Source organism: Levilactobacillus parabrevis ATCC 53295, from assembly GCF_001434055.1.
Classification (GTDB): Bacteria; Bacillota; Bacilli; order Lactobacillales; family Lactobacillaceae; genus Levilactobacillus; species Levilactobacillus parabrevis.
In genome coordinates, this window is sequence record NZ_AZCZ01000038.1 from 1 (window position 1) to 26,324 (window position 26,324).

The 26,324-nt window shown below is 50.7% G+C and carries 22 protein-coding genes and 2 pseudogenes; 8 read left to right on the plus strand and 16 right to left on the minus strand.

Annotated elements, in window-relative coordinates:
• A partial coding sequence (locus tag FD07_RS09850; protein ID WP_057161942.1) for a helix-turn-helix domain-containing protein occupies nt 1–541 on the minus strand: 541 nt, incomplete at its 3' end.
• Nucleotides 542–757: 216 nt separating this feature from the next.
• Between FD07_RS09850 and FD07_RS09855 the strand changes: the two genes are divergently transcribed.
• On the plus strand, nt 758–1,657 hold the full coding sequence (locus tag FD07_RS09855) for a hypothetical protein (protein WP_020090199.1): 900 nt from the start codon (nt 758–760) through the stop codon (nt 1,655–1,657).
• 34 nt (nt 1,658–1,691) lie between these two features.
• On the opposite strand, the gene FD07_RS09860 is transcribed toward FD07_RS09855, so the two are convergent.
• The 9 genes and pseudogenes from FD07_RS09860 to FD07_RS09900 form a co-directional block, all read right to left on the minus strand.
• Nucleotides 1,692–2,507 carry a DUF2399 domain-containing protein gene (locus tag FD07_RS09860; RefSeq protein WP_020090198.1) on the minus strand — a complete coding sequence of 272 codons (816 nt, stop codon included), beginning with the start codon at nt 2,505–2,507 and terminating at the stop codon, nt 1,692–1,694.
• Nucleotides 2,491–4,449, minus strand: a complete 1,959-nt coding sequence (locus FD07_RS12625; RefSeq protein ID WP_020090197.1) for an SbcC/MukB-like Walker B domain-containing protein — start codon at nt 4,447–4,449, stop codon at nt 2,491–2,493. The genes FD07_RS09860 and FD07_RS12625 overlap by 17 nt, the downstream gene beginning before the upstream one ends.
• 27 nt (nt 4,450–4,476) lie before the next feature.
• Entirely contained in the window at nt 4,477–5,622 is a 1,146-nt protein-coding gene (locus FD07_RS09870; protein ID WP_020090196.1) for a coiled-coil domain-containing protein, read from the minus strand.
• 1 nt (nt 5,623) lies between these two features.
• Nucleotides 5,624–6,625 carry a hypothetical protein gene (locus FD07_RS09875; protein WP_020090195.1) on the minus strand — a complete coding sequence of 334 codons (1,002 nt, stop codon included), beginning with the start codon at nt 6,623–6,625 and terminating at the stop codon, nt 5,624–5,626.
• Between the two features lie 9 nt (nt 6,626–6,634).
• Nucleotides 6,635–8,125, minus strand: a pseudogene (locus FD07_RS09880) (hypothetical protein).
• A gap of 483 nt (nt 8,126–8,608) precedes the next feature.
• Nucleotides 8,609–9,205: a pentapeptide repeat-containing protein gene (locus tag FD07_RS09885; protein WP_020090192.1), complete on the minus strand. Its 597-nt coding sequence runs from the start codon at nt 9,203–9,205 to the stop codon at nt 8,609–8,611.
• 101 nt (nt 9,206–9,306) lie between these two features.
• A complete protein-coding gene (locus FD07_RS09890; RefSeq protein WP_020090191.1) occupies nt 9,307–10,197 on the minus strand; it encodes an EamA family transporter in 891 nt (296 codons plus the stop codon).
• A 99-nt stretch (nt 10,198–10,296) separates the two neighbouring features.
• A complete protein-coding gene (locus tag FD07_RS09895; RefSeq protein WP_155823086.1) occupies nt 10,297–11,592 on the minus strand; it encodes a YhgE/Pip domain-containing protein in 1,296 nt (431 codons plus the stop codon).
• 134 nt (nt 11,593–11,726) lie between these two features.
• Complete coding sequence (locus tag FD07_RS09900) at nt 11,727–12,365, minus strand: TetR/AcrR family transcriptional regulator (protein ID WP_020090189.1); 639 nt, start codon at nt 12,363–12,365, stop codon at nt 11,727–11,729.
• A gap of 218 nt (nt 12,366–12,583) precedes the next feature.
• Here FD07_RS09900 and FD07_RS09905 point away from each other — a divergent pair, with 218 nt between their 5' ends.
• The gene (locus tag FD07_RS09905; protein ID WP_020090188.1) at nt 12,584–13,774 is read left to right on the plus strand and encodes a helix-turn-helix domain-containing protein; all 1,191 of its coding nucleotides are present in this window, start codon (nt 12,584–12,586) and stop codon (nt 13,772–13,774) included.
• Nucleotides 13,775–13,855: 81 nt separating this feature from the next.
• On the opposite strand, the gene FD07_RS09910 is transcribed toward FD07_RS09905, so the two are convergent.
• Together FD07_RS09910 and rbsK are read right to left on the minus strand one after the other, a co-directional pair.
• Nucleotides 13,856–14,110 carry a CsbD family protein gene (locus FD07_RS09910; protein WP_020090187.1) on the minus strand — a complete coding sequence of 85 codons (255 nt, stop codon included), beginning with the start codon at nt 14,108–14,110 and terminating at the stop codon, nt 13,856–13,858.
• A 169-nt stretch (nt 14,111–14,279) separates the two neighbouring features.
• The gene (gene rbsK, locus FD07_RS09915) at nt 14,280–15,203 is read right to left on the minus strand and encodes a ribokinase (protein WP_020090186.1); all 924 of its coding nucleotides are present in this window, start codon (nt 15,201–15,203) and stop codon (nt 14,280–14,282) included.
• Between the two features lie 250 nt (nt 15,204–15,453).
• Between rbsK and FD07_RS09920 the strand changes: the two genes are divergently transcribed.
• Nucleotides 15,454–16,827 carry a DHA2 family efflux MFS transporter permease subunit gene (locus tag FD07_RS09920; RefSeq protein WP_020090185.1) on the plus strand — a complete coding sequence of 458 codons (1,374 nt, stop codon included), beginning with the start codon at nt 15,454–15,456 and terminating at the stop codon, nt 16,825–16,827.
• 917 nt (nt 16,828–17,744) lie between these two features.
• Here FD07_RS09920 and FD07_RS09925 read toward each other — a convergent pair.
• On the minus strand, nt 17,745–18,161 hold the full coding sequence (locus tag FD07_RS09925) for a MerR family transcriptional regulator (RefSeq protein ID WP_020090184.1): 417 nt from the start codon (nt 18,159–18,161) through the stop codon (nt 17,745–17,747).
• A 94-nt stretch (nt 18,162–18,255) separates the two neighbouring features.
• On the opposite strand from FD07_RS09925, the gene FD07_RS09930 reads away from it, so the two are divergent.
• Nucleotides 18,256–19,233 carry an aldo/keto reductase gene (locus FD07_RS09930; RefSeq protein ID WP_020090183.1) on the plus strand — a complete coding sequence of 326 codons (978 nt, stop codon included), beginning with the start codon at nt 18,256–18,258 and terminating at the stop codon, nt 19,231–19,233.
• Nucleotides 19,234–19,311: 78 nt separating this feature from the next.
• Here the strand turns inward: FD07_RS09930 and FD07_RS09935 are convergent, their stop codons facing one another.
• A complete protein-coding gene (locus FD07_RS09935) occupies nt 19,312–20,175 on the minus strand; it encodes a helix-turn-helix domain-containing protein (RefSeq protein ID WP_020090182.1) in 864 nt (287 codons plus the stop codon).
• 229 nt (nt 20,176–20,404) lie between these two features.
• On the opposite strand from FD07_RS09935, the gene FD07_RS09940 reads away from it, so the two are divergent.
• On the plus strand, nt 20,405–21,955 hold the full coding sequence (locus FD07_RS09940) for a glycoside hydrolase family 30 protein (RefSeq protein ID WP_020090181.1): 1,551 nt from the start codon (nt 20,405–20,407) through the stop codon (nt 21,953–21,955).
• Nucleotides 21,956–22,146: 191 nt separating this feature from the next.
• A complete protein-coding gene (gene yaaA / locus FD07_RS09945) occupies nt 22,147–22,893 on the plus strand; it encodes a peroxide stress protein YaaA (protein ID WP_020090180.1) in 747 nt (248 codons plus the stop codon).
• A 32-nt stretch (nt 22,894–22,925) separates the two neighbouring features.
• Here the strand turns inward: yaaA and FD07_RS09950 are convergent, their stop codons facing one another.
• The gene (locus FD07_RS09950; RefSeq protein WP_020090179.1) at nt 22,926–23,504 is read right to left on the minus strand and encodes a TetR/AcrR family transcriptional regulator; all 579 of its coding nucleotides are present in this window, start codon (nt 23,502–23,504) and stop codon (nt 22,926–22,928) included.
• Between the two features lie 158 nt (nt 23,505–23,662).
• Between FD07_RS09950 and FD07_RS12630 the strand changes: the two genes are divergently transcribed.
• The gene (locus tag FD07_RS12630; protein ID WP_051089618.1) at nt 23,663–24,379 is read left to right on the plus strand and encodes a YhgE/Pip domain-containing protein; all 717 of its coding nucleotides are present in this window, start codon (nt 23,663–23,665) and stop codon (nt 24,377–24,379) included.
• On the plus strand, nt 24,334–26,190 hold the full coding sequence (locus FD07_RS09960) for a YhgE/Pip domain-containing protein (RefSeq protein WP_051089617.1): 1,857 nt from the start codon (nt 24,334–24,336) through the stop codon (nt 26,188–26,190). The genes FD07_RS12630 and FD07_RS09960 overlap by 46 nt, the downstream gene beginning before the upstream one ends.
• Before the next feature lie 48 nt (nt 26,191–26,238).
• Here the strand turns inward: FD07_RS09960 and FD07_RS12635 are convergent.
• A pseudogene (locus tag FD07_RS12635) lies at nt 26,239–26,324 on the minus strand (IS200/IS605 family transposase); the annotation flags it as partial.

Below are 26,324 nucleotides of genomic sequence, written 5' to 3' on the forward strand. Positions count from 1 at the left end.
TTACACAAGATATTTTACGCTCTCCTTGCGCCCGGAGCCCATCCCAGAATCCCATGATGAAGTCCATAATTTGTGGCATTAACAATAAGCTCAGTACCGCGATAGCAACAACGATGACCAGCTTCGTCAACGCGTACTGCCGGCGTTGCTGATTCCGGTAGATCAACCCCAATAGGATACAGACACCAACAAGCAAGGGTGTCTGTATCCAGTCCAACAGGGTTGCCATGCGAATGCCCAGAATCAATGCCCCCACAGCCAAAGGTATAGCCACTCCCAAACCACCAACGACAATTAAACCCAATGGTCCCGTCACTGGACGGTCAAACGTCCGCCTCAGGTCGGTGTCGTCACGGACTAAGTCATCGATGGTCAAATTAAACAAGTCACTGATCAAGACCACGTTGGCAAAGCTTGGTAGCGCCGTCCCCTGCTCCCACTTTGAAACTGACTGCCGCGAGATCTTCAAACGATCCGCCAAAATCTGCTGTGACCAGCCTCGCTGTTCCCGCTGAATCTTTAACTGCTCCCCAATTTTCATGCAATCTCCTCCTCAACTACTGCTTCCAGCATACTAAACAACGCTCTCCATGACACGCATCCTCTAGTTACCACGGGAAATTCAGCGAATATAACCCGGGTTAACCGTCATTATTTCAAAATTTACGTCCAAAAAGGAACACTTGTTCATTTATTTTCCCCACGCTTTCCGGTATACTTAACGTATCTAATTTTTCGTAGGAGGTCCGGCAACGGCATGCACAAGTTCATTAAAATCGGTTCAGGAATCCTAGCGCTACTTGCCGTCATCTGCGCCGGCTGGCAAACGGCTAAAGCCCAGACGGAACGCCCCAGCGCTCTAGTCAAGGTTGGCAACTTTACGGCCAGCACTGACTTCTTAAATCTCAGTCAATATTACGAGCTCACCCGGACAATTAAGGTCAAGGTCAATTACGTACCCACCCATAAAGTCGGTCACGCCATCAGCCGTGACCTCACACTCCCTGTAGGCACCGTGGTTGCTGGGAACCTTACGAGCACCAAATCCGGCGACTTCTTAGTGCCGAGTCTTCAATTATATTTGGCTCGTTTGAGCTACCCTTTGATTCGCCAAAGTGCCCCCGCAGGCTACACGATCGACCCCGGAGCTGGCGCCTATGATCCCCAGGCAACGCTCAAGGCGACTGACAAGTTGACGGCCTTCAAACGCATCAAAGCCCCCGATTTCATGCCCGGATACAGCCACGGCGATCTCTATTTGGGTGGTGCTAAGGCGGCTCTGAGCACCGTCGAAACGACCACCGCAAGTATTCGAGTCACGCCAGATGGTTACCTCGAGTATCTGAAATACGATGCTAAAGCCAATGCTGGACTAGGCTTCATGCAAAAGCCAACTGGCATGGCTAAGATCACCAAGACTGACTTCCACGACCCCTACCGCACACTATACTTTGCTCACGATATTTCGGGTCTCAAAACCAAACGCGTCAGCCACACCGGGTTATATCAATACCGCTTAACCCTCAAGAACCTCCACGACCCGCAGCATAATGCCGGTAACGAGGACAAGGGTATCGCCGGCACCTTTGATAGTTTGTACCGTATCGGTGGTCAAACTTACTTTACGTTTATCGGTTACGATGGCGTAACTGGGTAAAAAAACTGATTACTCGTCGGAGTAACCAGTTTTTTTATACGCTTTTTCCAGTCAACCACGGCCTTAATAACCGCTCATATGTTGCAATCAACTGCTCCTGCTCCACAAATTTTCCAAAGAGGTGAATCGAATCTAGCTCCTCGCGTAAGATGGGCGTTTGGACCGTCAGTTGCCGCGTCCGTTTCACATCCGGCCTCCCTAACAGGGTCAGCCATCTAGTCACATTGGCTGGTGACTGAATTGCCGTAAAGGTGGCTATCGACGTTTCCTGTAGCTTACGGAACAGACTATCGGCCATCTGAATGCCGCGACTATCCAGATCTCCCAGATACGTCAATTGAACCCCGCGCGCTTCCAAGTGCTGGATCAACTGAACATGTGTAACGTTGAAGTCATTACCAGCTTGATTGATCAGCGGCCAATCCGGGTGTAACTTAGCCAACCACACAAAGACACCATTATTTTCAATAATTACTGCCTGCTGTGTGCTCACGGGATAATCCCGCATGGCGGCAATTTGCCATGGATTCAACGTGATTGGCTGGGGGAAATCTGTTTGAAAAATATTCATACAGGTAAACGCCATACCAATCATTTTCGCCGACAATTCATTCACCGGTCGATCGTTAAACACATGCTCTAGCACCCACCGATAGTAGTCAAACACAGCGGGATTTTCTTGCGGATCATTCAAACTGTGGGCCGTCAATCCAATGTCTACTGCCTGCTGACCGCGCGGTGGCAACAACTCACCAGTGGCAATTTTACGAAACAAGCCGTCCAGTTGTTCGGCCTCCTGCGGTGCTGGTCGGCTAGTCGCCTGTTCATACGCCTTACGATACGGACTCATGGGTCGCCCCCCAAACTAATGCTTCCCTGACGTGGTTCAAGTGGAATTGATTGTCATTCTCGTTCTGCGGTGCAATCACTTCATACGCAATGTTATCCACCCGATCCGCCAAGATCTTATTTTGGGCACCACCTGGCATCGTTGCGATAAAGTTGAAGCCAAACCGATCAATGGTCTTGGCAAAAGACTTGGCCGTTTCTGGGTCCAACTTATCCGCAAACTCATCAAACATGACGAGGTAGGGCGCATCTGTAAGGCTCGCTTGGCGTAAGACCATCTTTGGGACGAGTAGCAGCGGCAAGACCATTGCTTGGGCCTTTTCAGCACCCGATCCCCCGGACTGAACAAATTTGTCGTCCACCTCTTCGTAGTGATTTTCGTCACTTTGCCGGCGCTTGATCAAAACCTTAAAGTCCGACCACTGTCGCGTATCCAGCATGTCTTGCGCCTTTTGCATGAAGGCTTCGTCGTCATCGGCAACCGTCAGATCACTAGCCAACTTGCGCAGCCGATTCTTAATCTCTGCCTCAAGGGCTGGTCGCGTCGCCAACTGCGAATTGCGCGCCTCCTCGATAACTTTGGCTGAGACACTTGCTGGCGTCAAGGCCACCTTTAACTTAATACTCTGTTCACGGCTAACCCCCTCACTCAACATCTGATTGTAGCTATCGATTAAATCATATTGTTTGCTGATGATGGTAATGGCCGACGACAAATAATACGTTTGGGCAGCATCGTTGCCTGATTGTAAGACCTCTAATGCTTGCGCCACGTGGGCCTCATCCGTCTTCATCAACACAATCGCCTGATTGATGCCAAATGCGACCACGTTCAATTCATTTTCAATCACAGACCGCTGTTGCCGCATAGCACTCGCTTCGGCGGTATGGCCCCGTTCCTCAAATACCGTGTCCAAGGCGTTACGGTCAATACCGTCCTGATCATTACGGTGAATCAATTTGCTAATCTGACTCGTCAAATCTTCGAATCGACTGTTGCGGACTTCGCTGCCATGCTGCTGAACAAACGCCAACACGGCTTCCACCGTCGTCAGGTGAACCTGATCTGGTTGATACGGGGCCAGTGTCTGCAAAGCCGCTTCAATTCGTTGATTAAACGCGACCAGTGCTTGCTCCTGTTGCGTCATAAAGTCAGTCTTGGTCTTAATCTCACCCTCAGCAATCGCCCGCTGACTCGTGAATTCTTGTTGCTGATTCGACAATTTTTGTTGGGCTATTTCAGCTTGCTCAATCTTATCATCAATCTTCAAATCAACAATCAACGCATCGTGCCGTTGCTGAACATCGTCAATCTCAGCTATGACCTGATCTTCATCGAAGTTCGGTTCCATATCCGATTGAACCTCTTGAATACGCCCAATTAAATCTGACTGCTTTTCGGTCTGCCGCTTACGTTCTTGGTCACCGGCGACGAGTTTCGCCAGAACATCAGCCAATTGTTGGCGCTGCTCTGCCAAGTCGTGCAACCGATCCGGTGCAGCTAAGCTAGCCTTCAAATCAGCGTGGGCCTGCAACAACTCCTGCTGATGACCCAATAAGCGTTGAAACTCAGTGTTCATTTTAGCCGCCCCAGCGTCATGAACTTCCTGGTTATCCTGGTGTAAGTCTTTTCGTACCCGCGTCTGAAGTGCACCACTGGCATGCTGGTCAATCCGGTCATCCAGTTCATGACGCATATCCGTCACGATCTGGACATCTTGACTCACGTGTTGTTTGGCTCGCTCATCATCCTGGTAGCGTTGGTAAGCGCGCTGTTGTTCGTGCACGTAGGTCGCCAATTTTTTCACCAAAACATTCGGATCAACCTCAGTGACAACGTCCGTTAACTCAGTGAGTTCCGCTGCCTGCGTCGCTAGCTTCGTCAATAACGGCTGTAGGCGTTGCTGCTTCAAGACTTGCCGTTGAGTTTCCAGTTCTGCCAATCGTTCCGCTACTGCGGTCGCTTGTTCTTATAACTCTGCCAACCGCTGTTGCTGTTGCCGATACTGCTTCAATCGACGATTTAAATCAGCCAATCGCTGTTCATACTGCTTACGTTGTTCAGCAATAGTCGCCTGATTAGCCTTTTCTTGACGCAGCACTTTTAAAGTAACTGCTGACTGTTCCAAGTTTTCCTGCAACGACGCCAACAATTTTTCAAACTTAGCGATCCGTTGTTTGGCCTGTTCACAGGCTTCCTGGTTGTTCTTAAACTGCCGTTGGGTTTGACTATAACTCTGTAGCATCCGCTCATCAATCCGGTTCAGATTACGCCAGAAGATTTCCTTCTTCATCTTCTGAAGACGGTCTTGTGCCCGTTGAATCCGCTGTAAACTCCCATTAGTGCGATTAACTTTGCGTTGCGCCGAAGCCACCTTATTTATAATTTGAGAATCAATGCCCTCCTGAGCATTCTTCAGGGCCTCCCGAATTGGCGTGAACCGGGCATTACCGGCCGTCAGAATTGGTGAGGCCAATAATCGATAGACCGAAGCCAGCTTCGTGAGAGCCTTGCCATCATTAAATCCGTAGACTTGCGTAGCCACAAACGCGTGATATTCGTCAACCGTTTTAAAAACATGGAGTTGCTTACCCAACGCTTCGTTGGCCGCCATAAAATCACCGAGTTCCAGGCTTTCCCCCGTCTCATTCGTCACCGCTACGGTCAATGGCGTGCTCACATCCGTGGTAAGCGCCACGAACCACCACGTTGGTTGTCGCTTTTCACTCACATTACGATGAGCACCAATACCCAGAATCACTTGACGCTGACGCGACCGCAGATAGAGATAGCTGTAACCCGTCCGGACCTTCATTGCTCCAGAACCCCAGCCCAGGAGCATACTGTTAAACGTCCGCATGTCCCGCGAGCTATTCCGCGGTCCCGTTGTCCGGTCAACCCGGTCGGTCCCCTTAGCTGGGTTAAACGATGGCGTCGCGATTGACCCATCGATCAACATTGGGAAAAAGCAATTGGCGAGAGTTGTCTTACCGGCCGCATTTTCTCCAATCAAGGTTAAATTCCCATTCTCGGCGGCCAGCATATCTAATTTTTTATACTTATTGAAATTTCGCAGATGAAAGCTCACCGGTGATAAATATTCTTGTAATGGCATATTAGGCTTCTCCTTCATCTGCTGTCCGCATCACAAACCGGTGAACCAACGGGGTTGCGATGACGTACCCATCCTGTTCGCGTGCTAAAGCGTTGTCGTGTAGGGCTTCTTTAACCAGACTCACATTAATTGGATATTCCGGCAAGACTTGCTCAGCAATTTTGTGAATGCGCGTCGTCAACTGATCACTCGGAATGCCCACACCCAATGACCGCGCCACACCAACTGCAATGACGAATGGCTTAGCCGTGCTGGGCGTTCGTTTTCGATCCAACAACAGGGCATAATCATCCCCACACTCCAAATCAAAACGATTGGTCTGACGCCACTGGGCAGCAATGGTTTCCTTGTGCGCCACCAATTCCGGCCAGAGTCGTGATGAGGCGGCCACGTAGCGTTGATTGAGCAAGGCCCGATTGATTCGCTGCAAGCTCGTCAATTCTTTGACGTCAGCAGCTGCCTGTAGCTGATTCACCAAGCACTGGGCGATAAAATTAAAATCCGGGCTGACGTCCCAATATTCTTCGACCTCTTGGGCCTGATCATCTGGCCCCTGCTCCGGCTCGTCCTCAAGGAATAAGCCCAATCGATTCACAAACAAATCAATAATCTGCCGCCGAATCTCCTTCTCATCCAAGTCGACTACTTCACTGTGGACCTGCCGGACGACCGTTCTCACGGCGACCACCCGGTCTAACTGCGTGTTCTGCAATTCGGGTAGATTAATAATGGCCTTGAGCGTCGCCAATAAAACGTGAACCGTTTCTGGTGCCAGCCACTTTTCTCCGGGTAGAAACACGAGATTTTCCTGAAAATTTGTTGGGGCTAATCCCACTAGATCGTCCAAAAACGCATTGATTCGTTGCTGTGCAGCCGGCCGCTTTAACGCATTAATCGCGTCCGCCATGACTTGCGTTGTCCGATCAGTAATCGTACTGGTAAAGATACTGTGATCGAATAGTTCATTAATAATTAACTGTTCAGTTCCGTGTAAGTCGCTCATCGCTGTCCCCTATTTTTCAAACCAGAATTCAAATCCACTCGGCAAGGATACTTGATAAGCCTCACCGGCACAGTGTAGCGTGATCACACCACTTGTAATAGCCGTAACACGAGCCAACGGCCGACCAAACAACGCAAAACTCGTGTAATAGTCGTAACCCGTCGCCCCGTATAGTCGGACAACCTCATCGCGCGCCTGAATCGTCGTAAACTCTAAGTTACGGTCAACAATTCCGTGATTGTCATCACGCATCACCAACTTTTTAAACTCAATTAAGCCTGCCTGTGAGTCTGCCGAATCGACAGTGGCAGCGGCCACTGTTGGATTATCTGCGGCCGTTAATTTCACCTGTGGGCGACTTACGGCTGTATAGACGACCGGTCCCATAGTTCCAGCAGCCAATAAGTCCGTTGCATCCTCGCTAACACGGTCCTACGGCAAATGTTGTGGAATCGGCGCTGGTACCTGAAGTGTCCGGTAGCGAGTCAATAGCTGATCAATCTGACCCGTGAGTACTTTGATATCTACGGATTGGCTTTGAACGTGATCGTATTCCTGGCTCAACAAGCGAATTGCATTGAGAATCGTTTGAAACAAAAGATAGACGGTATCTAAACTATTATCAATTGCGCTGGCGCTCGGATCAAAGCTGGCCGCTAACCGTTGAAGTTGCCGTTGCACGTAAGCCCGTGACTTATTGAATCGCAACAACATCTTGGCTTGATCGCCAACCGCATGTGCTGTATCCAAATCATCGTTTCCCTGTTGACTGTGGGCGACCCGGTCACTGAATATCATCGAGTTGGCCAATGCTTGAATCTGCGGTCCTTGTCCTAGCAATTGGGTAAAGGCCGGAATTGCCTTATCCTTAAGCATCGCCTGCAGGTGTGCCGCAGCGGCTCCCCCGTGATTAAAGGCTAAGTCGTTGGCAAGTTCACTGAGGTCATCATCGAGCTTGTGCATCCCCTTCATCACGTCATTATAGGCGGAGACCATGTTTTGAAAATCATTATAGAGTTGGGTACTATCCGCACTTAATTCTGGGACAGACAGCTTCTTAACCAACTGGCAATATTCATTGATCCGGGTAATATTGGCCGTTACCGTATTGTCGGCGTCCACGACCTTTTGCATGACGGAAAGGTACTCAATCCCACTGCTGGTAATCTTATAAACGTAGGACTGTTGCGTGTGGTAACTTCCACTCTTCATCTGTACCCGAACCTTACGCGGTGAAACTTCGATTAATTTCGCCTGCTCACCAAGAACCTCCAGAATCCGTTTGAGAACGTCATCCTTCAGTGGCTTCTCACCAGCGTCAAGGTAGTCATTATTATATTTCTGCGCCAAGTATCCCAACGTAATCGGCACACCACCAGTCGCACTGTCGTGGTAGAGAATCGTCAAGATGTGCCAACCGGCTAAGCGATGGTCTCGACTGAGGCCCAAGTTGCTCGCTAACAATAAATCTTTAAGTAATGGTTCCAATACAACGGCGATGGTGACAACCTCCTCAAGTTAGACTGCTCTAAGTATACGGGACGATGGCAAGCCCGTCTACTGAACGGACGTTCTTCGTCATAAAGTATTAGTGAATGTGCTAAATGACGTCAAAAATAGCGGGACACGTCGTACTTCCCAGCTTACCAAGTGGCCTTTCCGCAAGCAACTGATCCGCATCTTCCATCTCATCGCAAATAGTGGTGCCCCAATAAGACTTTTGGCATTCCCCACGCAACATGCTATACTCGGGCCAATAACCCAAGGGAGGTCCGCATCATCAGAGGAAAAGTTCTGAAAACCATTTTGGCGATCATTATTCTCGGCGCCACGGCAAGCATCTGTCTGGGCCACTGGGGAACGCGCGCCGAAGCACAAGCTGACCTACCCCGGGTAACCCTAATAACAACTAACTAATTCATATAAAAACGAGTGACCATCACGGCCACTCGTTTTAATTTACACTAAATTAGAGTGGCTCCGCTAATCTCCAATATCCAACCCAAGTGCCGCCGCAAACGTCACCGCCTGGAGCGCATCAATCTTACAGCCCCGTACCAACCCCGGAGTGAAGACCAGCGCTGCAATATCGCTAGTCCGTAGATCAACTAATTTTAACTGGGTCTCTGAAAAATCGGCTCGCACCAGTTCACACCGATTAAAGCTCAGCCGCCGCTTGACCGTCACCATTTGAAAACTCGCCTCATTCAATCGTGTCTCACTAAAGTCACAGCCGGTTAACACCGTCTCTGCGAAATTGGCGTAGTCTGCTCGCGTTTCATTGATGACCACATCCTTGAGACGGGCCGCAGTAAAGTCGCTCCCTAATAGCTGACAACCATCGAATTGACAGCGATACAGGTAACTTTCTTGGAATTGACAATTCAAAAATTGGCAGCCTCGAAATTGGCAATCCAACCACTCACTAGTTTTAAAATCCGTCTGCTGAAACGTACACTTCTCAAAGCTAACCTCTTCTACTCGAATGTCTCGGTTGGAATAGGTCAACTCACAGTTCACGTACTGGTTGCCAGCCTCTAGCGCATCTAACGAGAGAGTCTCGCCCGTCACAGTTGTCATATACTCGTCTCCCTTAATGGTTTGTTAATCCTAGAATACCACGAAAAAATCCCGCCATGGCAATTAACCACAACGGGACAGTTTTTGTTTCACATGAAACATTAGCGCAACTGATTTTGTCGGCGCATCCCCCAGACATTGGGAAGAATCACCGCACCAATAATTATCAGGACTCCCACGATCTGAAGCCAATCAACCTTTTCTCCCAGAACGAGAAAGGCAATCGTGATCGACGCTGGCAGTTCCAGCGAGGACAGGATCGGGCCAATGCCCAGTTCCAAATACTGCATGAAGATCGAATAAGCCACCAATGGGAAGACCATGGAGAAGATGGCAATCCAGAAGGCCCACTTCACGGTGTCAAACGTTACCGGTGCCGACACAATCTGTGGTCCCCAAACGACCGAAATCAGGAGAAAGGCACCGATACACAGCAGCCATGTCTTGCTCAATGGGTCCAAGTTGTTTCCCAGCATCGCGGTAAATTGAATCGTGCAGGCGTAAGCGCACGCCGCCAAAAAGGCTAGGAACAAGCCCCACAACGACAACGGTTGGGTAATCGGGAAAAGTCCCGCAGCCAGCACCGTCCCAATCAAAACTAAGACAATGCTCACGACCTGTAACCGCGTCGGTCGCCGTTTATGCAGAATACTTCCCAACAAGACCGACAGCCACACCGCCTGCATCAACATGACCGCAGCGGCCGCAACCGGAATTAATTTCAAAGACTGAATATAGAAGGTATTGGTGAACCCGGAAGCCGTCCCAGCGGCCATGACCGCTAGCAGCTGCTTCCAGTTGGTATGCTGGTAGCGTAACCAGCGACGCCGCGCCACATGAATAATTCCCAGAATGATCACGGCGCTCAGAAACGACCAGAACAACAACGGTCCGTTAACGACACCCTCGCTACGCGCAATCTTCATCAAGGTTGCTGGGACCCCAAAACTGATGGCCCCCAGCGCCACAAAGAATGGTGCTATTTTTCGCAAAACCTTTCACTCCATTTCGTAAAATCTCACCATTCCATTATACGCCTCGCACGCTGGCCCTGCCCGTGTCAAAACAGATACTGTCGAGAATCCCTCCGATCAGGCTACCATTTCAGCGTTGCGGTGCGTGTAGAAGTACGCCAACGTGCCTAAGCTAAAGACGACCACCATGCCAGCCAATATCCAGCAAATTCCAGCAATCGATCCCCCTAGAGAAATTGTGTGCCGCAATCCAGCCATCGCAATCGTCATCGGTAAATACGGATGGACTGCCCGATAGAGCGGATTGGTCAGCGCAATGGGATAAGTCCCACCCGAACAGCCAATCTGGAAGATCATGAAGATCAGCATTAGCCAAGCTCCGGTAAGCCCCAACCACAGGCGGAAGCACGTGACTAAACTGAAGAAGGCCAACACGATAAGCAGCGCGAGCAGGTAGGTTTTCCCTGGTTGAAGTGGCCGTAAGCCATTGATATTTAGAACTGCTAGCCACATTGCTGAAGCAGCTAACATTACGAAGACCCACAGCATCCCCATCTTATCTAACCACGCCAACGCAAAATTCCGGTACTGCCCGTGGCGTTTGCCCGCATCGTAAATAATATTCAGCGTGATACAGCCGACAAAGAGTGAAATCGCCATAAAGTAAGGCGCCATGCCTGTCCCATTATTGGCGACCGACGTGACATTGTGTTGAACCAGTTTGATTGGCGCCGCCAACGCCTGTAACTGGTGCGGCCGCTTGGATTGTTGCGCCAACCGTTGACCATTGCGCGTTAATCCCTGAACGATTGCTTCATTCAGAGGACTAGTTACCGATGCCGGTGCCCCAGTCACGCCGGCTCGAGCCACCTGTTGTAATTGACCAGCAGTCGTGACCAGACGCCGACCGGATTGTACCGTTTGCCGTTGAATCGCCACGAATTCAGCCTGAATCACCGTTTGGTTGAGTGTTCCCTGAAGCTTTTGCATAGCGGTACTGCCCATCTTAGCAGCCACCGTACTTTGCCCAGCATCCGTTTGATAAGTCAGCCGCAACGTTTCGGGATGGCTCGCCAACCGGCCCAACTGATACGATGATTTCCTTGGAATTGTCAGCACCAAATAGAGCTTCCCCGCACGTAAATCACGATGTGCCTGTCGGGCAGTCATTCGGTGAAATTGCAACGACTCACTACGTGTAAGCTGCCGCGTAACCGTCCGTCCCCAGTGCATTGTCGCCGTCGCGCGATCCTGGTCGACCACCGCCATTGGTAGTCGGTGAAGCTCGCCATACGGATTCCAAACAGAAGCTAGCAGAATTGCCGCATACGCCAGTGGAATCACCAAAATTCCTAATAAGATACGCCAAACCGTTGGATGTTGCTTGATATATGCCCATTCATGAAAATTCATGACCTCATCCCCCTTATCCCAAATGAGTGAACGAATCATTCATTCGAATTGCCCCCAGTTTAACCACTCCCATACAAAAATCATTTTAAAGTGATCAAAACTGGCGCGTTCACCCGTTGAGATAACGAAGGGGCTTACTGATAACTCCGGCGTAACATCTCCCGAACGACCGCAATCATCCGGTCATCCTCGCCGTGTGCCATTTCCATCTCAAAGCTGTCATAACGCTTGTGTGCGCACCACCAGAAGACCAGATCAACCACGACAACCCCGTTACGCTGTGGCTCGGGAATTGCGGGTAGTGCCTTCTCAATAAACGCCCCCACCTGCTGATACAACGACTGGCGCTGCTGGCGATAGAGTGCCGTCAATGCTGGGTTCACCGTTGGATTATGCTCCAAAATCAAGAAGTATTGACCGTACCGCTCGAAAGCTTGAAATAAGGCCGTCAAAAGGTCATCAAAGCTCGCTGCCACTTGGCCAGTCAGTTGCCGATTCCAATCGGCATAGGCCATCTGCGTCCGGTTAACCAGTTCCCGTGGATCGACCGGCGCCAGCGGATACGTTGCTAACGTCACTGGCGCTGCCGGTAGCGTCGTTAAGAATACGTAGTCCAAGAGCGCTGCCTTACTGGTAAATAACCGGTAGAGTGTCCCCACTGCTAACTGCGAGCGTTGCGCAATCATCTGCATTTGTGTCTCGTGATACCCCGGTTGAATGAACAATTCACTCGCCGCCGCATAAATCCGTTGCAACTTTTCTTCATCCGTCATCGCACTGCCCCCTTTGTTCCTATTAAACCCACAACCATAGAAAAAGCACCGCTTTAAACACTCTAAGCGGCGCAACTTTTTCAGTGAGCTTACCAACCACCACTGTTTCATGTGAAACATCCTAAAACCACTGCTAGTAATTTCAGGTGAGCTAGGGTATAACTGGTGTAGCGCTTACATCAGAATCTCCATTTATCTTTCGGAAAGGAGGCTGTCTCTTGGGCCTCGACCAACTCTATCTAGAAGCTTTGGCAGTCCCCGCCGCTGTCTTCAAAACCGTCCAGCACCGGCCAAAAATCATCTTCAAGCAAGGAAAGATCTTAACGTCGGCGTACATCGCCCTCTTTTACGAGATCCCCGATCACGCGACCGCTATCACTGTCTTTCGCCACAGCCAGAACTTATTCTCACTCTGCCTAACGCACGCTGACCTCACCTACATTCTGGGGCCGATTCTGGTCACCGATATCACGGCCCACGACCCCACCAGCACTGAGGCTCGCACAATTTACCTGCCACAAGTTTTGAGCACATACTCGATCACGCGCGACCAGTGTCTGAAACAGATTCTCGCGTTGTCACAGATTCTTCACTTGTCCGTGACCGCCGAAGCCGTGACGAGTGCCTTCGAACAAGCTCTGCGTTCCGACCAATTCAACGACAAGCTAATTCTAGTCAATTTCAATGACGAGGGCGCTCACGTCAGTTACGCCTACGAGAAGGCGCTGAAAACCGCGGTCGAGCTGGGCAAGCCCTCGATGGTCCACGACGCCCTCGTTGGCCTGGTCAACTCTGGCCGCATTGGCATTCTTGCGGATGGTAGCAATCTCCGCAACATCAAGAATTGGGGGATCATCAGTACCTCGGTCACACTCCGCGCGGCCATCCATGCCGGGATGGACTTCGACCAGGCTTACTCGCTCAACGACCACTACGTCCGCACCCTGGAAACACTAACGACCTACGACGATGTCATGACTGGCATTGAAACAATGATCAAAGACATGGCTCAGCGCGTTCACCAACTCAAGAGTGCCCACCTCTCCGCACCTGTTCGCCGGGCCTATCAGGTCATCATGAACAGCCCAGAGTCCACCATCACCGTGACCCAATTAGCCAATCAGCTGGGACTATCGCCGCACTACCTCTCAACCCTTTTCACCGCAGAAATTGGGATTCCCATCTCCCGCTTCAAAATTCTGGTCAAGATTAACCGAGCGATTGAGATCTTACACACGACCAACTTGCCCCTCTCAGAGATTGCTGCAATTTTAAACTTTACCGATCAAGCCTACCTAACCCGCGAGTTTAAAAGATTTGTTGGTGTCTCTCCCAATAAGGCGCGCAAGAATCCTCACCTAACGGACGATTGGCATCTGTATAACTTCACAAGTATCAATATTGGCTAATTATTAATAAACAGGTCTGGGATTTCATCCCAGACCTGTTTTAGACTTCTAATTTTGGCTACAACGAGGCCCGCTTACCCTTTACGCCTCGAATTCAGCCTTCACATCATCCACGATATCTTTAGCCTCGCCACGGCCCTCTTGCAGGTCACCTTTGGCCTTAGCGCTCACATCGCCGGTCAAGGTCCCTTTAATCTGTTGAGCCTTACCGGCAACTTTATCGACGGCATTATCCGCTCGGGACTGCAATTCCTTGAGTTGATCCTTATCCTGTAGGACGAGGTAAGCTAGGGCCACGTTGGCTGCTAAACTAAAACCTAATAGTAGATTTTTCATTGTAGAGGTCCCCCTTTAGATTGGCTAAGAATTAGTGTTAACTTTGACTATACAGGAGACCAGCTACCGACGCAATGAATATGCTCACGGTAACGTCTAGCCTTATTATTAATAACAAGTGGCCAACCATAGAGACTCGGTTGACCACTTCATTTCAGACAATTCGACATCAGCTGGGTTGATACATTGCCGCGACTTCCTTTGCCGTTGGGTAGGACTTTTGCGTCCCCCGCCGCGTCACGGTGACAGCCGCATATTCATTGGCATGCCGTAACGCCTTCGGAACCGTCTCTCCCTGCGCATAGTAGTGGGCAAACGACCCGATGAAAGAATCGCCCGCGCCGGTAGTATCGACCGCATCAACCTTGACGGCATCAATCAGTCGACTCGTCGTGGCGCTGACCCACAGCACACCGCGAGACCCAATCGTGACCAGAACATTCTTTACGCCCATATCAACCAGACGTTGCGCGGCCCGCGAGATTTCATCCATGGATTCCGTTGGCAGTCCGGTCAATGTCGCCAGTTCCGTTTCGTTTGGCGAGAAGAAGTCTACGCGCCGCACGTGTTCCATATCAAGTTGCTTGTTAGCGGGCGCCGGATTCAGGAGGACCGGTACGCCATAACGGTTGGCCAAGTCGATGGCGTGGTAGTTAGTTTCCAGCGGAATTTCCTGCTGCAAGACAATTAACTTGGTATTCTGAATCATATCGAGATGCTCATCCAAAACGGCCGGCGTTAACTCGCTGTTGGCCCCCTTGACGATGAGAATGCGGTTGTCAGCCGTTGGGTCCACGAAGATCGGTGCGGCACCACTGTTCTTATGGCCGACACCCACGCCAGACACATCAATGTTTGCGGCTTTGAAGTTGGCCAGCTGCTGTTCCCCGAAACTATCATTACCAACCATCGAGATGAAGCTGACCTGCGAGCCTAACCGGGCAGCAGCCACGGCCTGGTTCGCACCTTTACCGCCAAAACCCATCGAGAAGTCATCGGCCTCAACGGTTTCGCCCGCCACTGGCATGCGCTTAATATACGTCATGAGATCAATCATGTTTGACCCAATTACTAACACATCACTTTTTTTCATACCTGGACACCTCTTTATTTCTAAACTAACACAAATTCCCTTTCATGTAAACGCTTCCAAACGAATTCACAAAAGCGTAAAGGGTATGAATAAGTGCCCGTGCTGGTTATTATTAACCGCTGCTATTTTCTGAAAGGAGTACTCACGGGGCTGACGGCGAAAATGAGCTGCCTAGACCAATTGACTAACCTCACAATTATCAGTATCATTGGATAAGTTATGCAATTTTAATAGAATAGAAGGCCGTTTAATGTCAAAGGAAATTAAACATTCGTTATTTATCATGGTATTTGGCACTTTCTTCGGCATCCTGTGTTCCACCCTGATGAATGTGGCGCTACCAACGTTTATGACCGTATTTCACGTTAACTCGTCCACCGTTCAGTGGATCAGTAATGGCTATATGCTCGTCAGTGCAATGATGATTCCTGTCAGTGCCTACCTGATTAAAAAGTTTACGTTTCGCAGACTATTCATCCTGTTTTCCGTCATCTTTCTGATTGGAACACTACTGGGCAGTCTGGCCCAGAGCTTCTGGATGTTGATTCTCGGCCGCATGATCCAAGCTACCGGATCAGGGGTGATGATGCCGCTGGTCAACATCCTAGCGATTCGCTACGCCGCCCCCACTAAAAAGGGCGCGGTCATGGGAATCGTTGGCCTCGCGTTCAACTTTTCTCCTATTATTGGGCCAACATTGTCCGGGGTGATTCTGACTTACATGTCGTGGCGGTACCTGTTCATCCTAGTGCTCCCCTTCATCCTGTTGGACCTCATTCTGGCGTACTTCTTACTGCCAAGTGTGCCCACGAATGAATCGCCGACCTTGGACCGTTGGGGCCTGTTTCTCGTCAGTTTCGGCGCATTAGGGCTACTATGGAGCTTCTCAAATGTGGGACAGTACGCGTTGACCTCCCCATTTGTCGTCGTTCCTTTCATCATCGGCCTCATCTTAACCACTATCTTCATCCGGCAACAACTACATAGTCCGAACCCCTTGATCAATCCTAAAATTTTCAAGAGTGTTCAATTCACCACGGCCACCAGTCTCAACGCGTTGATTGTGGCCACCATGTATGGGAATACGATTCTACTGCCCCTCCTGATCCAGTCAATCATGCATCAGAGTCCGATCATTTCCGGAATTGCGCTGTTACCCGGTGCTTGTCTAACGGGAATCATGTCGCCAATCAGTGGCCGACTCTACGACCGTTACCCCGTGCGCCGAATCGTGACAGCCGGCCTGTTGATCGATTGCTTTGGAACCATCATGCAGGCATTTATTGACGTCAATGCTTCCGTCGTCATGTTAACGGTTGGTCAGACGATTCGGCAATTGGGACTCGTCTTGATTCTGATTCCGATTCAAACGCACGCGCTGACCCACCTCCCCAACAAGTGGGTAGCTGATGGGGTCGCAACGTTTAACACGCTCCGCCAGATTTCCGGGTCATTTGGGACAGCGATTATCATCGCCACGATCAACTTAGCCACTAAGTTCTTCACGACGCATCCGAACGCCCCACAAATGGGGATTCAAGCTGGATTCACCATGTGTCTGGTCTTTCTGGTCATCGCTCTCGGCGTATCGGTCAAACTCATGACGATTCGCGAGAACGATTAAGGTTGACTTCGCGCAAGACCCGTGCGATACTATCCAATGGTGCCAAACCAAGGTGGGGGTACGCGATCGGTGCGCAAGCATTCAGAAGGTCGCCGCACCTCACCACTGCCATCCCGAGTAGAACGCGGGATGGCTTTTTTGTATAAGAGAGTGTAGCAAACCGCTTAGACTCTGAGCATTAGGGAGCTAAGGGGCTTCTGTTCGGCCTCGCCGAGCAGGAGTCACTTAGCTTTCTAAGCGCAGGAGTCTGGTTTGCGGAACTCGTTTCAGAGGCTGCATATTTCCCAGGTATTCCGGCGAGAGAAAGTCTAACGTCCTAAACTAAAGTAACCACTAACAACTTCGCCGGGCAGGAGTCCCTTATTTTGCTAAGCGGAAGAATCTGGCTTGCGGAACTCGTTTCCGAGGCTGCTTGTTTCCGGATATCTCGGCGAGAGAAAATCTAAAGGTCTAAACCAAAATAACCACTAACAACCCTCGTCGGACAGGAGGGCTTAGCTTTCTAAGCGGAAGAACCTGCCTTGCGAAACTCGTTTCAGAGGCCGCATATTTCCGGATATTATGGCGAGAGAAAGTCTAACGTCCTAAACTAAAGTAACCACTAACAACTTCGCCGGACAGGAGTTCCTTATTTTACTAAGCGGAAGAATCTGGCTTGCGAAACTCGTTTCAGAGGCTGCATATTTCCCAGGTATTCCGGCGAGAGACGGTCTGGATCTCTAAACTAAAGTAATCACTAACAACTACACCGAGCAGGAGTTCCCTATTTTGCTAAGCGGAAGAACCTGCCTTGCGCAACTCGTTTCAGAGGCCGCACATTTCCAGCCATCTTGGTGAAAGAAAGTCCAATGTATTAAACAAAATGCCTATCAGTACCACTGCGCCACATCAATATTAAGCTCCACAAGCAGAATCTCCTAAGCCTCATCCTCAGGCTTATAATCTGCCCAATCCGGTCGCGGCTCCCCTGCAATCTCGGCCTGCTTAATCGCCGAATAAAACGCCACCTTCTGGGTAATGTGCCGGTGATACTTCTCAAGTTTGGCCAACTGCCGCGCCACTTCAACTTCGTGGTCATTTAATATCGCCAAAATCTTATCTAAATCAGCACCGGTTTCCCGATAGCTCAAAAGCTCCTGCAACTCGCTCATCCGCATCCCGGAATTCTTAAAGCAGACGATACTATTTAACTTTTCAAGGTTCGCTTCATTATAGACACGATGATTTCCCTTCTGTTGAACATTGGGAATCAATCCCAGTCGTTCATAGTAACGGAGTGTCGACGGTGCTAAATCATACTGCTTGGCAACTTCTGAAATCGTTAATTCTGTCATCTCATATCAGTCCTAATCAATTTGTTAAAAAACTTTACTTGAAGCACACTTCAAGTGCTATGCTTGAAATATTTAGAAGGGAAGGTTAGCCACTATGGAATTTAGAACATTAGGAAAAACTGGTTTTAACATTAGCGAGGTTTCACTCGGTACCTGGCAACTCGGCGGTAAATGGGGGGACCCATTTGACGAAAAGGACGCCATGGATACTCTGGAAGCCGCTTATGACCACGGCGTTAACTTCTTTGATACCGCCGATGGCTATCAGGATGGCCTGAGTGAAAAGGTCATTGGCCAATTCATCAAGCGTCACCCCGACGTGCACTACTCAACCAAGGTCGGTAGAAAAGAAATGCCCCTTTCCGAGGAACATTTCAGTCCTAAATTCATCAGACGATACGTCGAGGAATCCCTGCAAAACATGCAAGTCGATTCTCTCGACCAAGTCTTGTTACACTGTCCACCAATGAGCGTCTACTACCAGCCAGAAACGTTCAAGACCTTGGACGACCTCAAAAAGGAAGGCAAAATCGCCAACTATGGAGTCAGCGTTGAACGTGTTGAAGAAGCGATCAAGTCCCTGGACTACGATATCTCCAGTGTTGAAATCATCTTTAACATGTTCCGTCTACGGCCAGCCAAGTTATTCTTCGACTTAGCCAAGAAGGCCAACGTTGGGATCTTGGCCCGGGTACCGCTAGCCAGTGGCTTACTCACCGGTAAGTTCACTGCCGACACCCACTTTGGTCCGCAAGATCACCGGACAAACAACCGCGATGGCCAACTCTTCAGTAAGGGTGAAACCTTCTCTGGCGTTGATTACCTCACCGGGGTCAAGGCCGCTAACGAACTGAAGGAGCGCTTGGGGACGGACAATCTGGCCGCTACCGCCTTACGCTACATCCTGATGTTTGACGCCGTTTCAGCCGTCATTCCTGGTGCCAGCACCCCTAACCAAATCGAACGTAATACAAGTGCCACTGAAGTAAAGCCACTGCCGAAAGACCAAATGGCCATCGTCACGGATGTTTACGATAAGTACATCAAAGATCCAATTGAATACATGTGGTAAAGCCACACTTGATTGGCGACTGTGATCAGCCGCCTTTTTTTGTAAGCAAATTTAACCAAATGTTTCATGTGAAACATCCTAGACAAGATAGTCTGCCGAGTGACGTTCCCGTTTCTGCGTCTTGCGAAAGGCACTCGGGGTCATCCCCGACCACTGCTTGAATTGCTTACTAAAGCTCGCCTGACTGCTGAATTTCATCTGAAGGGCGATTGCTTCAATCGAGTTCTCGCCTATCTCCAAGAGACCCTTCGCCCGGCTGAACTGGCGCTCCTTGGCATATTCCGTCGGCGTGACCCCGTAGATCTTCTTAAAGATTCGGTGACCATACGTGGTACTAATGTTACGGTGGGCGCACACGGCCTGAAAGGTTCGGCGAGTGGTGTCCTCAGCAAATAGGCCACTGGCCAACTTTTGCGCCAAGATAACTTCACGCTCCGGATACTCCTGTGCGGTCGTCACCACTGGTTGTGATTTGGACAAGGCAATCATGAAATCCAGGAAGAAAATCTCCAGCCGAAATTTCCGTTCGGCTGCCTGAACATTGGCCTCTTCCAAGACCACGATTGATTGAATCAGCTTACGCGCGGCCTGACTGACGACCGAATCCGCGGGAATCACCACGTTTCCCAGATTCTTAATGATCCGCGTCTTTAAGTCTAAGTCACCCACGTTAAAGTGAAAACAGAAGAATTGTAGGCGGTCACCACTGAAATTAAAACTCTCGTGCGGGGTTTCCGGCGTAATGATCACCGCTTCACCGGCCGAAATCACCCGGCGACTGGTCCCCATAAACATGGTGACACTTCCCTGCATGACGGCAATCAGTTCAAACAGCTGATGTTGTTCCCGCGGATAATGCCAGCTGGGAAAGTTCCGCTGGAAATGGCCACCATACAGGTAAATATTCGATTCGATTGTCTGAAAAAGCTGTTGTTGCGCCATGATCTCGTCCTTTCTCAACTGAAATCGCTACAGTCCCAGCCTACCAGCTAATTCACTCGGCGGCAATCCCTTTTAGTTGCCATTTGGACAAATTGAGGGTGGTAATTGCCATAGACGAATTCTCTGTAAGCGGTTACGATAAGAGGGTAAGGGCGCTGAACGACTGGGGTTTTCTCCCTAGTTACGATTAATTTCAATTCAATCAAGTCTTATTGGAGGCAGTTTAGTTATGAGAAAATTTAAAAACGAATTTTGGACCACAACATCTGGTGATCTGACCCAACGGCGCGAACCATTAGCCACCCCAAATTATCAAACCGACATTGCCGATGCCAAGAAGATCGTAATTGATCCTACTGACAAGCATCAGGACTGGAAGGGTGCTGGGGCCGCCATTACCGACTCCGCGGCTCATCTGCTGTGGCAGGACATGGACGCCAAGCAACGTCACGACCTGTTGACCGAACTCTTTGATCCTGCACAAGGCGGCTTCTCCAGTGTCCGGGTGCCTTTGGGCTCTTGTGACTTTCAGAGTCAAGACTATTACACTTACGATGACATGCCTTATGGCGAACACGACAACAAGCTGGAGCACTTCTCCATTGGTGAGGGTGAACCCGGCGCACCGGACGCCACTAAAGATCTGAAAAACATCGTGCCCGTTCTCCAAGAAATTTTGACGATCAACCCCGCACTGAAGATCATTGCCTCACCTTGGTCCGGTCCGGCTTGGATGAAGAACACCGGTCACCTGACGCACGGGGGCCACTTACGTTTCGGCGAATTTACCGGCAACGGCTATACTGAAGAAAACCGGTTCGAGTACATCTATGCCCAATACTTCATTCGTTACATCGAAGAATATCAAAAGCTAGGTATTCCAATCTACGGTCTGACGATTCAAAACGAACCCTCAAACGCCGCTCACTGGCCAGCTATGATCTGGACGGTCCCAGAATTGGCTAGCTTCGGTTACAAGTATCTCCGACCAGCACTGAACCGGTCGTTCCCAGATACCAAACTCTTCTTGCTGGATGACAGCTTCCACGCCTTGACCAAGCCAATCGAGGAAGAAGTAACCCCTGCCGAGGCTTCTGCCTTTGACGGTCTGGCCGTTCACACCTACTCCGGGCCGTTTGAAAACATGTACCACGCTAACCGGGCCTACCCTAACTGGGATGTGGTCATGACGGAACGGCGTTGCATGATGACCGACGATCCTGAGGAAAGTGCCCACATCATGTTCGGGATTATCGGTAACTGGCTGGTGCACAACGGGTTGAACATGATCACGCTGTGGAACCTGGCACTGGACGAACGGGGCTTACCAAACGCTGCCGACTCTACCGGTCGTGAAGGGGTCGTCACCATCGACCACACCACCGGGAAAGTCCAACGGAACCTTGAGTACTTCATGCTCAGAAACTTTGGCCAAGACGTCCCAACCGGTTCCAAGGTCATTGGTTCAACCAACTACACCAAGGACGGGTACACCGGCAGTCTCGGCTCCGTAGCCTTCTTGGGGATCAACGGCGACATTGTTGCCCACCTCTACAACCCAACGGATACACCAATCAAGGCAGCTGTGACGGTCAATGGCGATGGCAACAACTGGCAAATCGCAACTGTTCCGGCTTACGGAACGGTCACCCTGCACAAATCGGATGACGCCATCAACACGACGACCATCCCCACCGACGATGAGTTCGCCCTGAACCCCACCCCAGCTAACCACGACGACGTGGCCCCTGGTCAGAGTGAAGGTAGTCAGCTCGTCTAATAATTTTGAAGTTACAACCATCTTTTCGAAGAGCTTGGGCGCAGACCTGAGCTCTTTTATTGTGGCCAAGATGCGTGATTAAGCCATTGCGGTAGCACTACTAAATTAACCAAACACCCTCATCTCCCCCAAGTGACCGCACCTATGCTATGCTTGAACTCTAATCACTCCGAAAGAAGGCTTCGTTTGCCATGAAAATCATCATCGCCCCCGCTAAGAAGATGGTCATCGATACCGACACCTTCGCTCCCGACAGTGTCCCGCAGTATCTGACCGCCACGCAACAAATTTTAAACCAACTACGTCAACTCACCTACCCACAGGCCAAGGCGCTCTGGCACTGCAGCGACAAGTTGGCGCAACCCAACTACGATTGGCTACAGCAACTCGACCTGACCCGTCAGCTCACCCCAGCACTTTTAGCCTTTAGCGGTATTCAATACCAGTACATGGCACCCGACCTCTTCACCGCACCCGCGCTAGATTACGTCCGTAACAACTTGCGAATCTTGTCAGGCTTTTACGGGATTCTCCGGCCATTTGACGGTATCGTCCCCTACCGTCTGGAAATGCAATCCAAGCTTGCCGTGGCGGAAACAACTAACCTCTACGCTTTCTGGGGGGACCGCCTCTACCACGCACTGACGCCTACGCCGGAACCCATCATCAACCTCGCGTCGCAGGAATACGCTAAAACCATTACACCCTATCTCGCACCACAGCAACCCATGGTCACCGTTACCTTTGGCAGTCTCGTCGCCGGCCAGCTGAAGACCAAGGCGACCCTCGCTAAGATGGCGCGTGGTGCCATGGTGCGGTATCTAGCGGAACACCAAGTGACTACTGTCGATGCTGTAACCCAATTTGATCACCCGAATTGGACCTATTCTGCAGAGCGGTCGGCTGCAACGAACATCGTCTTCATTTATCGGAAATAGAGACAAAAAGGACGCCAGATTGGCGTTCTTTTTTACCCACGAAAATCACCCAAGAATCCCTGTAAGCCGCGCATATTTAGCGTCACCAACCGTTGCTTGAACGCCGGTAGTGAAAGATCCAACTGTCCGGTAATGTACAGTCGAAAGAGGGTCAGCGTACTGTCGATCAAGAAGTTGACCCCCATCTGCGCATCCACAGCGCTCAGCTGATAGTCCTGTTGGAAGCTAGTCGTTAGCCCGGCAGCCACTCGACGTTTAACCCGACGCGACAGGAAGCTATAATCATCCGATGTCAGAATAAACGTATAGAACTTTGGGGCCTTCTCAAAGAAATCATCCAATCGCGCAAACCACACGCCCGAGTTGTTCAGTGGATCGTGTTCAGCCGGTTCTTGAAGTATCAGATCCAGAAGCTGATCCGCAATCTCAGCGGTAAAGCTGTCTGCTAAGTCATCGATCGATTCAAAATGCAGGTAAAAGGTCTTGCGATTGATATTGGCTTCCGCCGTTAACTGTTGCACCGTAATTTCACGGAATCGGTACTGCTGGGCTAGCTTACGAAAAGCCTCCCGCAGTGCTTGCTTAGTTCGCGCAACTCGTCGATCCGTCATAGAATCCCTCCAGTTAGACCCCAGATGTGGTAAAAGTGCGGTTTAATCCCCAGACTGCACCGTTCTGTTGTGGACGGTCACCCACGAGACGACTATGATTTGACCACACATGAGGTTTAGTTTGACCTTAGCGTACCACATCAAAGGGGGAGTCGCCGATGATTCGAGCCGAATGGCGTTACTTAATTAAGCACAAGCTACTATTAGTCGTGTTGGTTGTCATCATGTTGATCCCATCCATCTATGCCGTCACATTTCTCAAGTCCATGTGGGACCCCTATGGCAAGTTGGATGATCTACCGATTGCTGTCGTCAACCAGGACCGCGCTGTACATTATCAGGGAAAAACGCTCGCGGCTGGGAACAATTTGACGACCAACCTCAAGCACGCAACGTCAATGAAATTCATCCCCGTTAGTCGTGAAGCAACGGCCAAACGTGGTCTTAAAAACGGCACCTACTACATGATCATCACGATTCCTCAAAATTTCTCACACAACGCGACGACCCTGATGCAGGCGACGCCCCACCAGATGATTCTATACGACGAAACGAGTGCCGGTCACAGCTTTATCGCTGCAAAACTAACTGCCACGGCCGCTAAGACTGCCGCACAGGCGGTCAGTGATACTGTCACCCAGAGTTACGCTAAGACCATGTTTGCCACGATCAAGCAGCTTGGCACTGGATTAACGGCCGCCGGAAAGGGTAGTCATCAGTTAGCAACCGGCGGACAGCAACTCACTAACGCCGACCGAAAGATTGCGACGGGCTTAAACACCCTTGCCGCCAGCACAATGAAGCTAACGAACGGCGACACCACGATCAGTTGCTCAGTAAGTCCCACGCTCTGGCTACTGGTACCCAACAGCTGACCACCGGAAGTCGACGCGTCACTAATGGGATCAACGCCTACACACAAGGGACCACCCAACTGACAACCGCGGCGGGAAAACTCGCTAGTGGAAGTCAGACCGTCAAAACCGGGACTCGGCAACTCAGCAGTCACACCGCTGAACTAGCCACAGGTAGTCAACAATTGACTGATAATTTTGCGAAATTAGAGACCGGCAGTACCGCACTCACCAACGGCCTCAAACAACTACAAACCGGACTAAAGTCTTCACAGAACCAACAGGACCAACTCAAACAAGCGGTGGCACAACTCGCAACTGACCAGCAGTCCAGCAGTTCAGTCGCTCAAGACGCAACCAAGCTCCAAGCGGCGCTCGACACCCTGACGAGCGACAACAGTGGTCAGAATACGGCCTTGCAAAGTAAACTTGCCGCAACCGCGGATGCGCAGGGACTGACGGCTACCCAAAAGGCCGCGATGCTCAAAGTAGCTCGTGACAGCTCCACGACCAGCACCGACGTCAGCACGGCCCAGTCGGCCGCCAGACAACTGAGTCGTGATTTAGCCGACCTAAAGTCAACGGACTCAGTTGCCTCAAGCCTCAAAAGCAATCTCACCAAGGCTGCTAGCACGCAATCCGACCTAGCCACGGGCTTGACCACCCTGACGACTAACGCGGTGTCCCTAACCAGTGGTCTTCAACAGGCCAACCAAGCCCTAACACAACTCAACACAGGCATCGGTGCCCTGGCTACCGCGACACCTACGCTAACCAGCGGCACGACTCAACTGGCCCAAGGTGCCTCAAAACTAGCCACGGGTGGTCAAAAGCTCGTTGCCAAGACGCCTAGTTTAACGACTGGAACGGCTGCCCTTACAGCCGGCCTCACTAGCTTGCATCAGCAAACACCACAACTGACAATCGGTGTTGGCCAGCTCGCGAGTGGCGCTGACAAGCTGAATACTGGATTGGCTACGCTAGCTAACAACGGGCCGATGTTAACAACTGCGATGACCACCGTCACTGCTGGTTCATCTGCCCTACATGCTGGCGCCGCACAGCTGGCAGCCGGTGCCGCACAAGCAACTAACGGCGCAACCAAGATTCAAGCCGGAAATGCTAAGTTAGCTACGACCCTCCACCAAGCCGGTCGGCGTGCCACCGTGCATCCCTCACAACTGACCTACAAACAATTTGCCCAGCCTGTGACCACGGCACACAGTGATTCCGATCACGCACCGGATAACGGGACCGGGATGGCACCGTACATGATGTCCGTCTCCCTATTTGTAGGGGCGTTGGCCTTCAACCTGATGCTTGACATGTATACGCCCCGGAAATACCCTCGGAGCGGCTGGAGTTGGTGGCTCGGTAAGTCTTCCATTATGGCCGTCTTCGTGTTCGCCGAAGCCCTCTTCATGACGGGCCTGTTGGCAGCCATCGATGGTCTGACACCCATCCATCCGTGGGCAACATTTATGATGTTGCTGATCACTGGCGGAACCTTCATGAGCATCGTCTCCTGGCTCAACTTGGTCTTCGGCAGACCCGGTGCATTCTTCAGCATGGTCCTCCTCGTCCTACAACTGGGCGGCTCAGCGGGAACCTATCCCCTGCAACTGACTAATAGCTTCTTCCGCGCGATTCATCCTTGGCTGCCAATGAGCTACTCGGTCAACGGGTTGCGGGAAACACTGATGATCGGTAATTCTGCAATTCCGGAAATGTTCGTCCTGTGCACCATTGCCGTCGTCTTCTCTGGAATGAACATTCTGTTCTACACACGGCGCCACGGTCGCATCAGTGAGATCGATATTCCGAAACTTTAATATAAGCTAGGCAGAATTCCCTTGCTTTCAAACCAGGGATGAATGCCACTATGCCTTTCGCTGACTGGTAATGTAATTTTCTACGGTTTCCTTGCTCATATCTCCAAGGGTACTCATGAAGTAACTAGGAGACC

What these genes read in the sequence shown, in the direction of transcription:
- FD07_RS09855 (WP_020090199.1), top strand. Translation starts at nt 758, where the DNA reads ATGCACAAGTTCATTAAAATCGGTTCAGGAATCCTAGCGCTACTTGCC.
- FD07_RS09860 (WP_020090198.1), bottom strand. Translation starts at nt 2,507, where the DNA reads ATGAGTCCGTATCGTAAGGCGTATGAACAGGCGACTAGCCGACCAGCA.
- FD07_RS09870 (WP_020090196.1), bottom strand. Translation starts at nt 5,622, where the DNA reads ATGCCATTACAAGAATATTTATCACCGGTGAGCTTTCATCTGCGAAAT.
- FD07_RS09875 (WP_020090195.1), bottom strand. Translation starts at nt 6,625, where the DNA reads ATGAGCGACTTACACGGAACTGAACAGTTAATTATTAATGAACTATTC.
- FD07_RS09885 (WP_020090192.1), bottom strand. Translation starts at nt 9,205, where the DNA reads ATGACAACTGTGACGGGCGAGACTCTCTCGTTAGATGCGCTAGAGGCT.
- FD07_RS09895 (WP_155823086.1), bottom strand. Translation starts at nt 11,592, where the DNA reads ATGAATTTTCATGAATGGGCATATATCAAGCAACATCCAACGGTTTGG.
- FD07_RS09900 (WP_020090189.1), bottom strand. Translation starts at nt 12,365, where the DNA reads ATGACGGATGAAGAAAAGTTGCAACGGATTTATGCGGCGGCGAGTGAA.
- FD07_RS09910 (WP_020090187.1), bottom strand. Translation starts at nt 14,110, where the DNA reads ATGAAAAATCTACTATTAGGTTTTAGTTTAGCAGCCAACGTGGCCCTA.
- rbsK (WP_020090186.1), bottom strand. Translation starts at nt 15,203, where the DNA reads ATGAAAAAAAGTGATGTGTTAGTAATTGGGTCAAACATGATTGATCTC.
- FD07_RS09920 (WP_020090185.1), top strand. Translation starts at nt 15,454, where the DNA reads ATGTCAAAGGAAATTAAACATTCGTTATTTATCATGGTATTTGGCACT.
- FD07_RS09925 (WP_020090184.1), bottom strand. Translation starts at nt 18,161, where the DNA reads ATGACAGAATTAACGATTTCAGAAGTTGCCAAGCAGTATGATTTAGCA.
- FD07_RS09930 (WP_020090183.1), top strand. Translation starts at nt 18,256, where the DNA reads ATGGAATTTAGAACATTAGGAAAAACTGGTTTTAACATTAGCGAGGTT.
- FD07_RS09935 (WP_020090182.1), bottom strand. Translation starts at nt 20,175, where the DNA reads ATGGCGCAACAACAGCTTTTTCAGACAATCGAATCGAATATTTACCTG.
- FD07_RS09940 (WP_020090181.1), top strand. Translation starts at nt 20,405, where the DNA reads ATGAGAAAATTTAAAAACGAATTTTGGACCACAACATCTGGTGATCTG.
- yaaA (WP_020090180.1), top strand. Translation starts at nt 22,147, where the DNA reads ATGAAAATCATCATCGCCCCCGCTAAGAAGATGGTCATCGATACCGAC.
- FD07_RS09950 (WP_020090179.1), bottom strand. Translation starts at nt 23,504, where the DNA reads ATGACGGATCGACGAGTTGCGCGAACTAAGCAAGCACTGCGGGAGGCT.
- FD07_RS12630 (WP_051089618.1), top strand. Translation starts at nt 23,663, where the DNA reads ATGATTCGAGCCGAATGGCGTTACTTAATTAAGCACAAGCTACTATTA.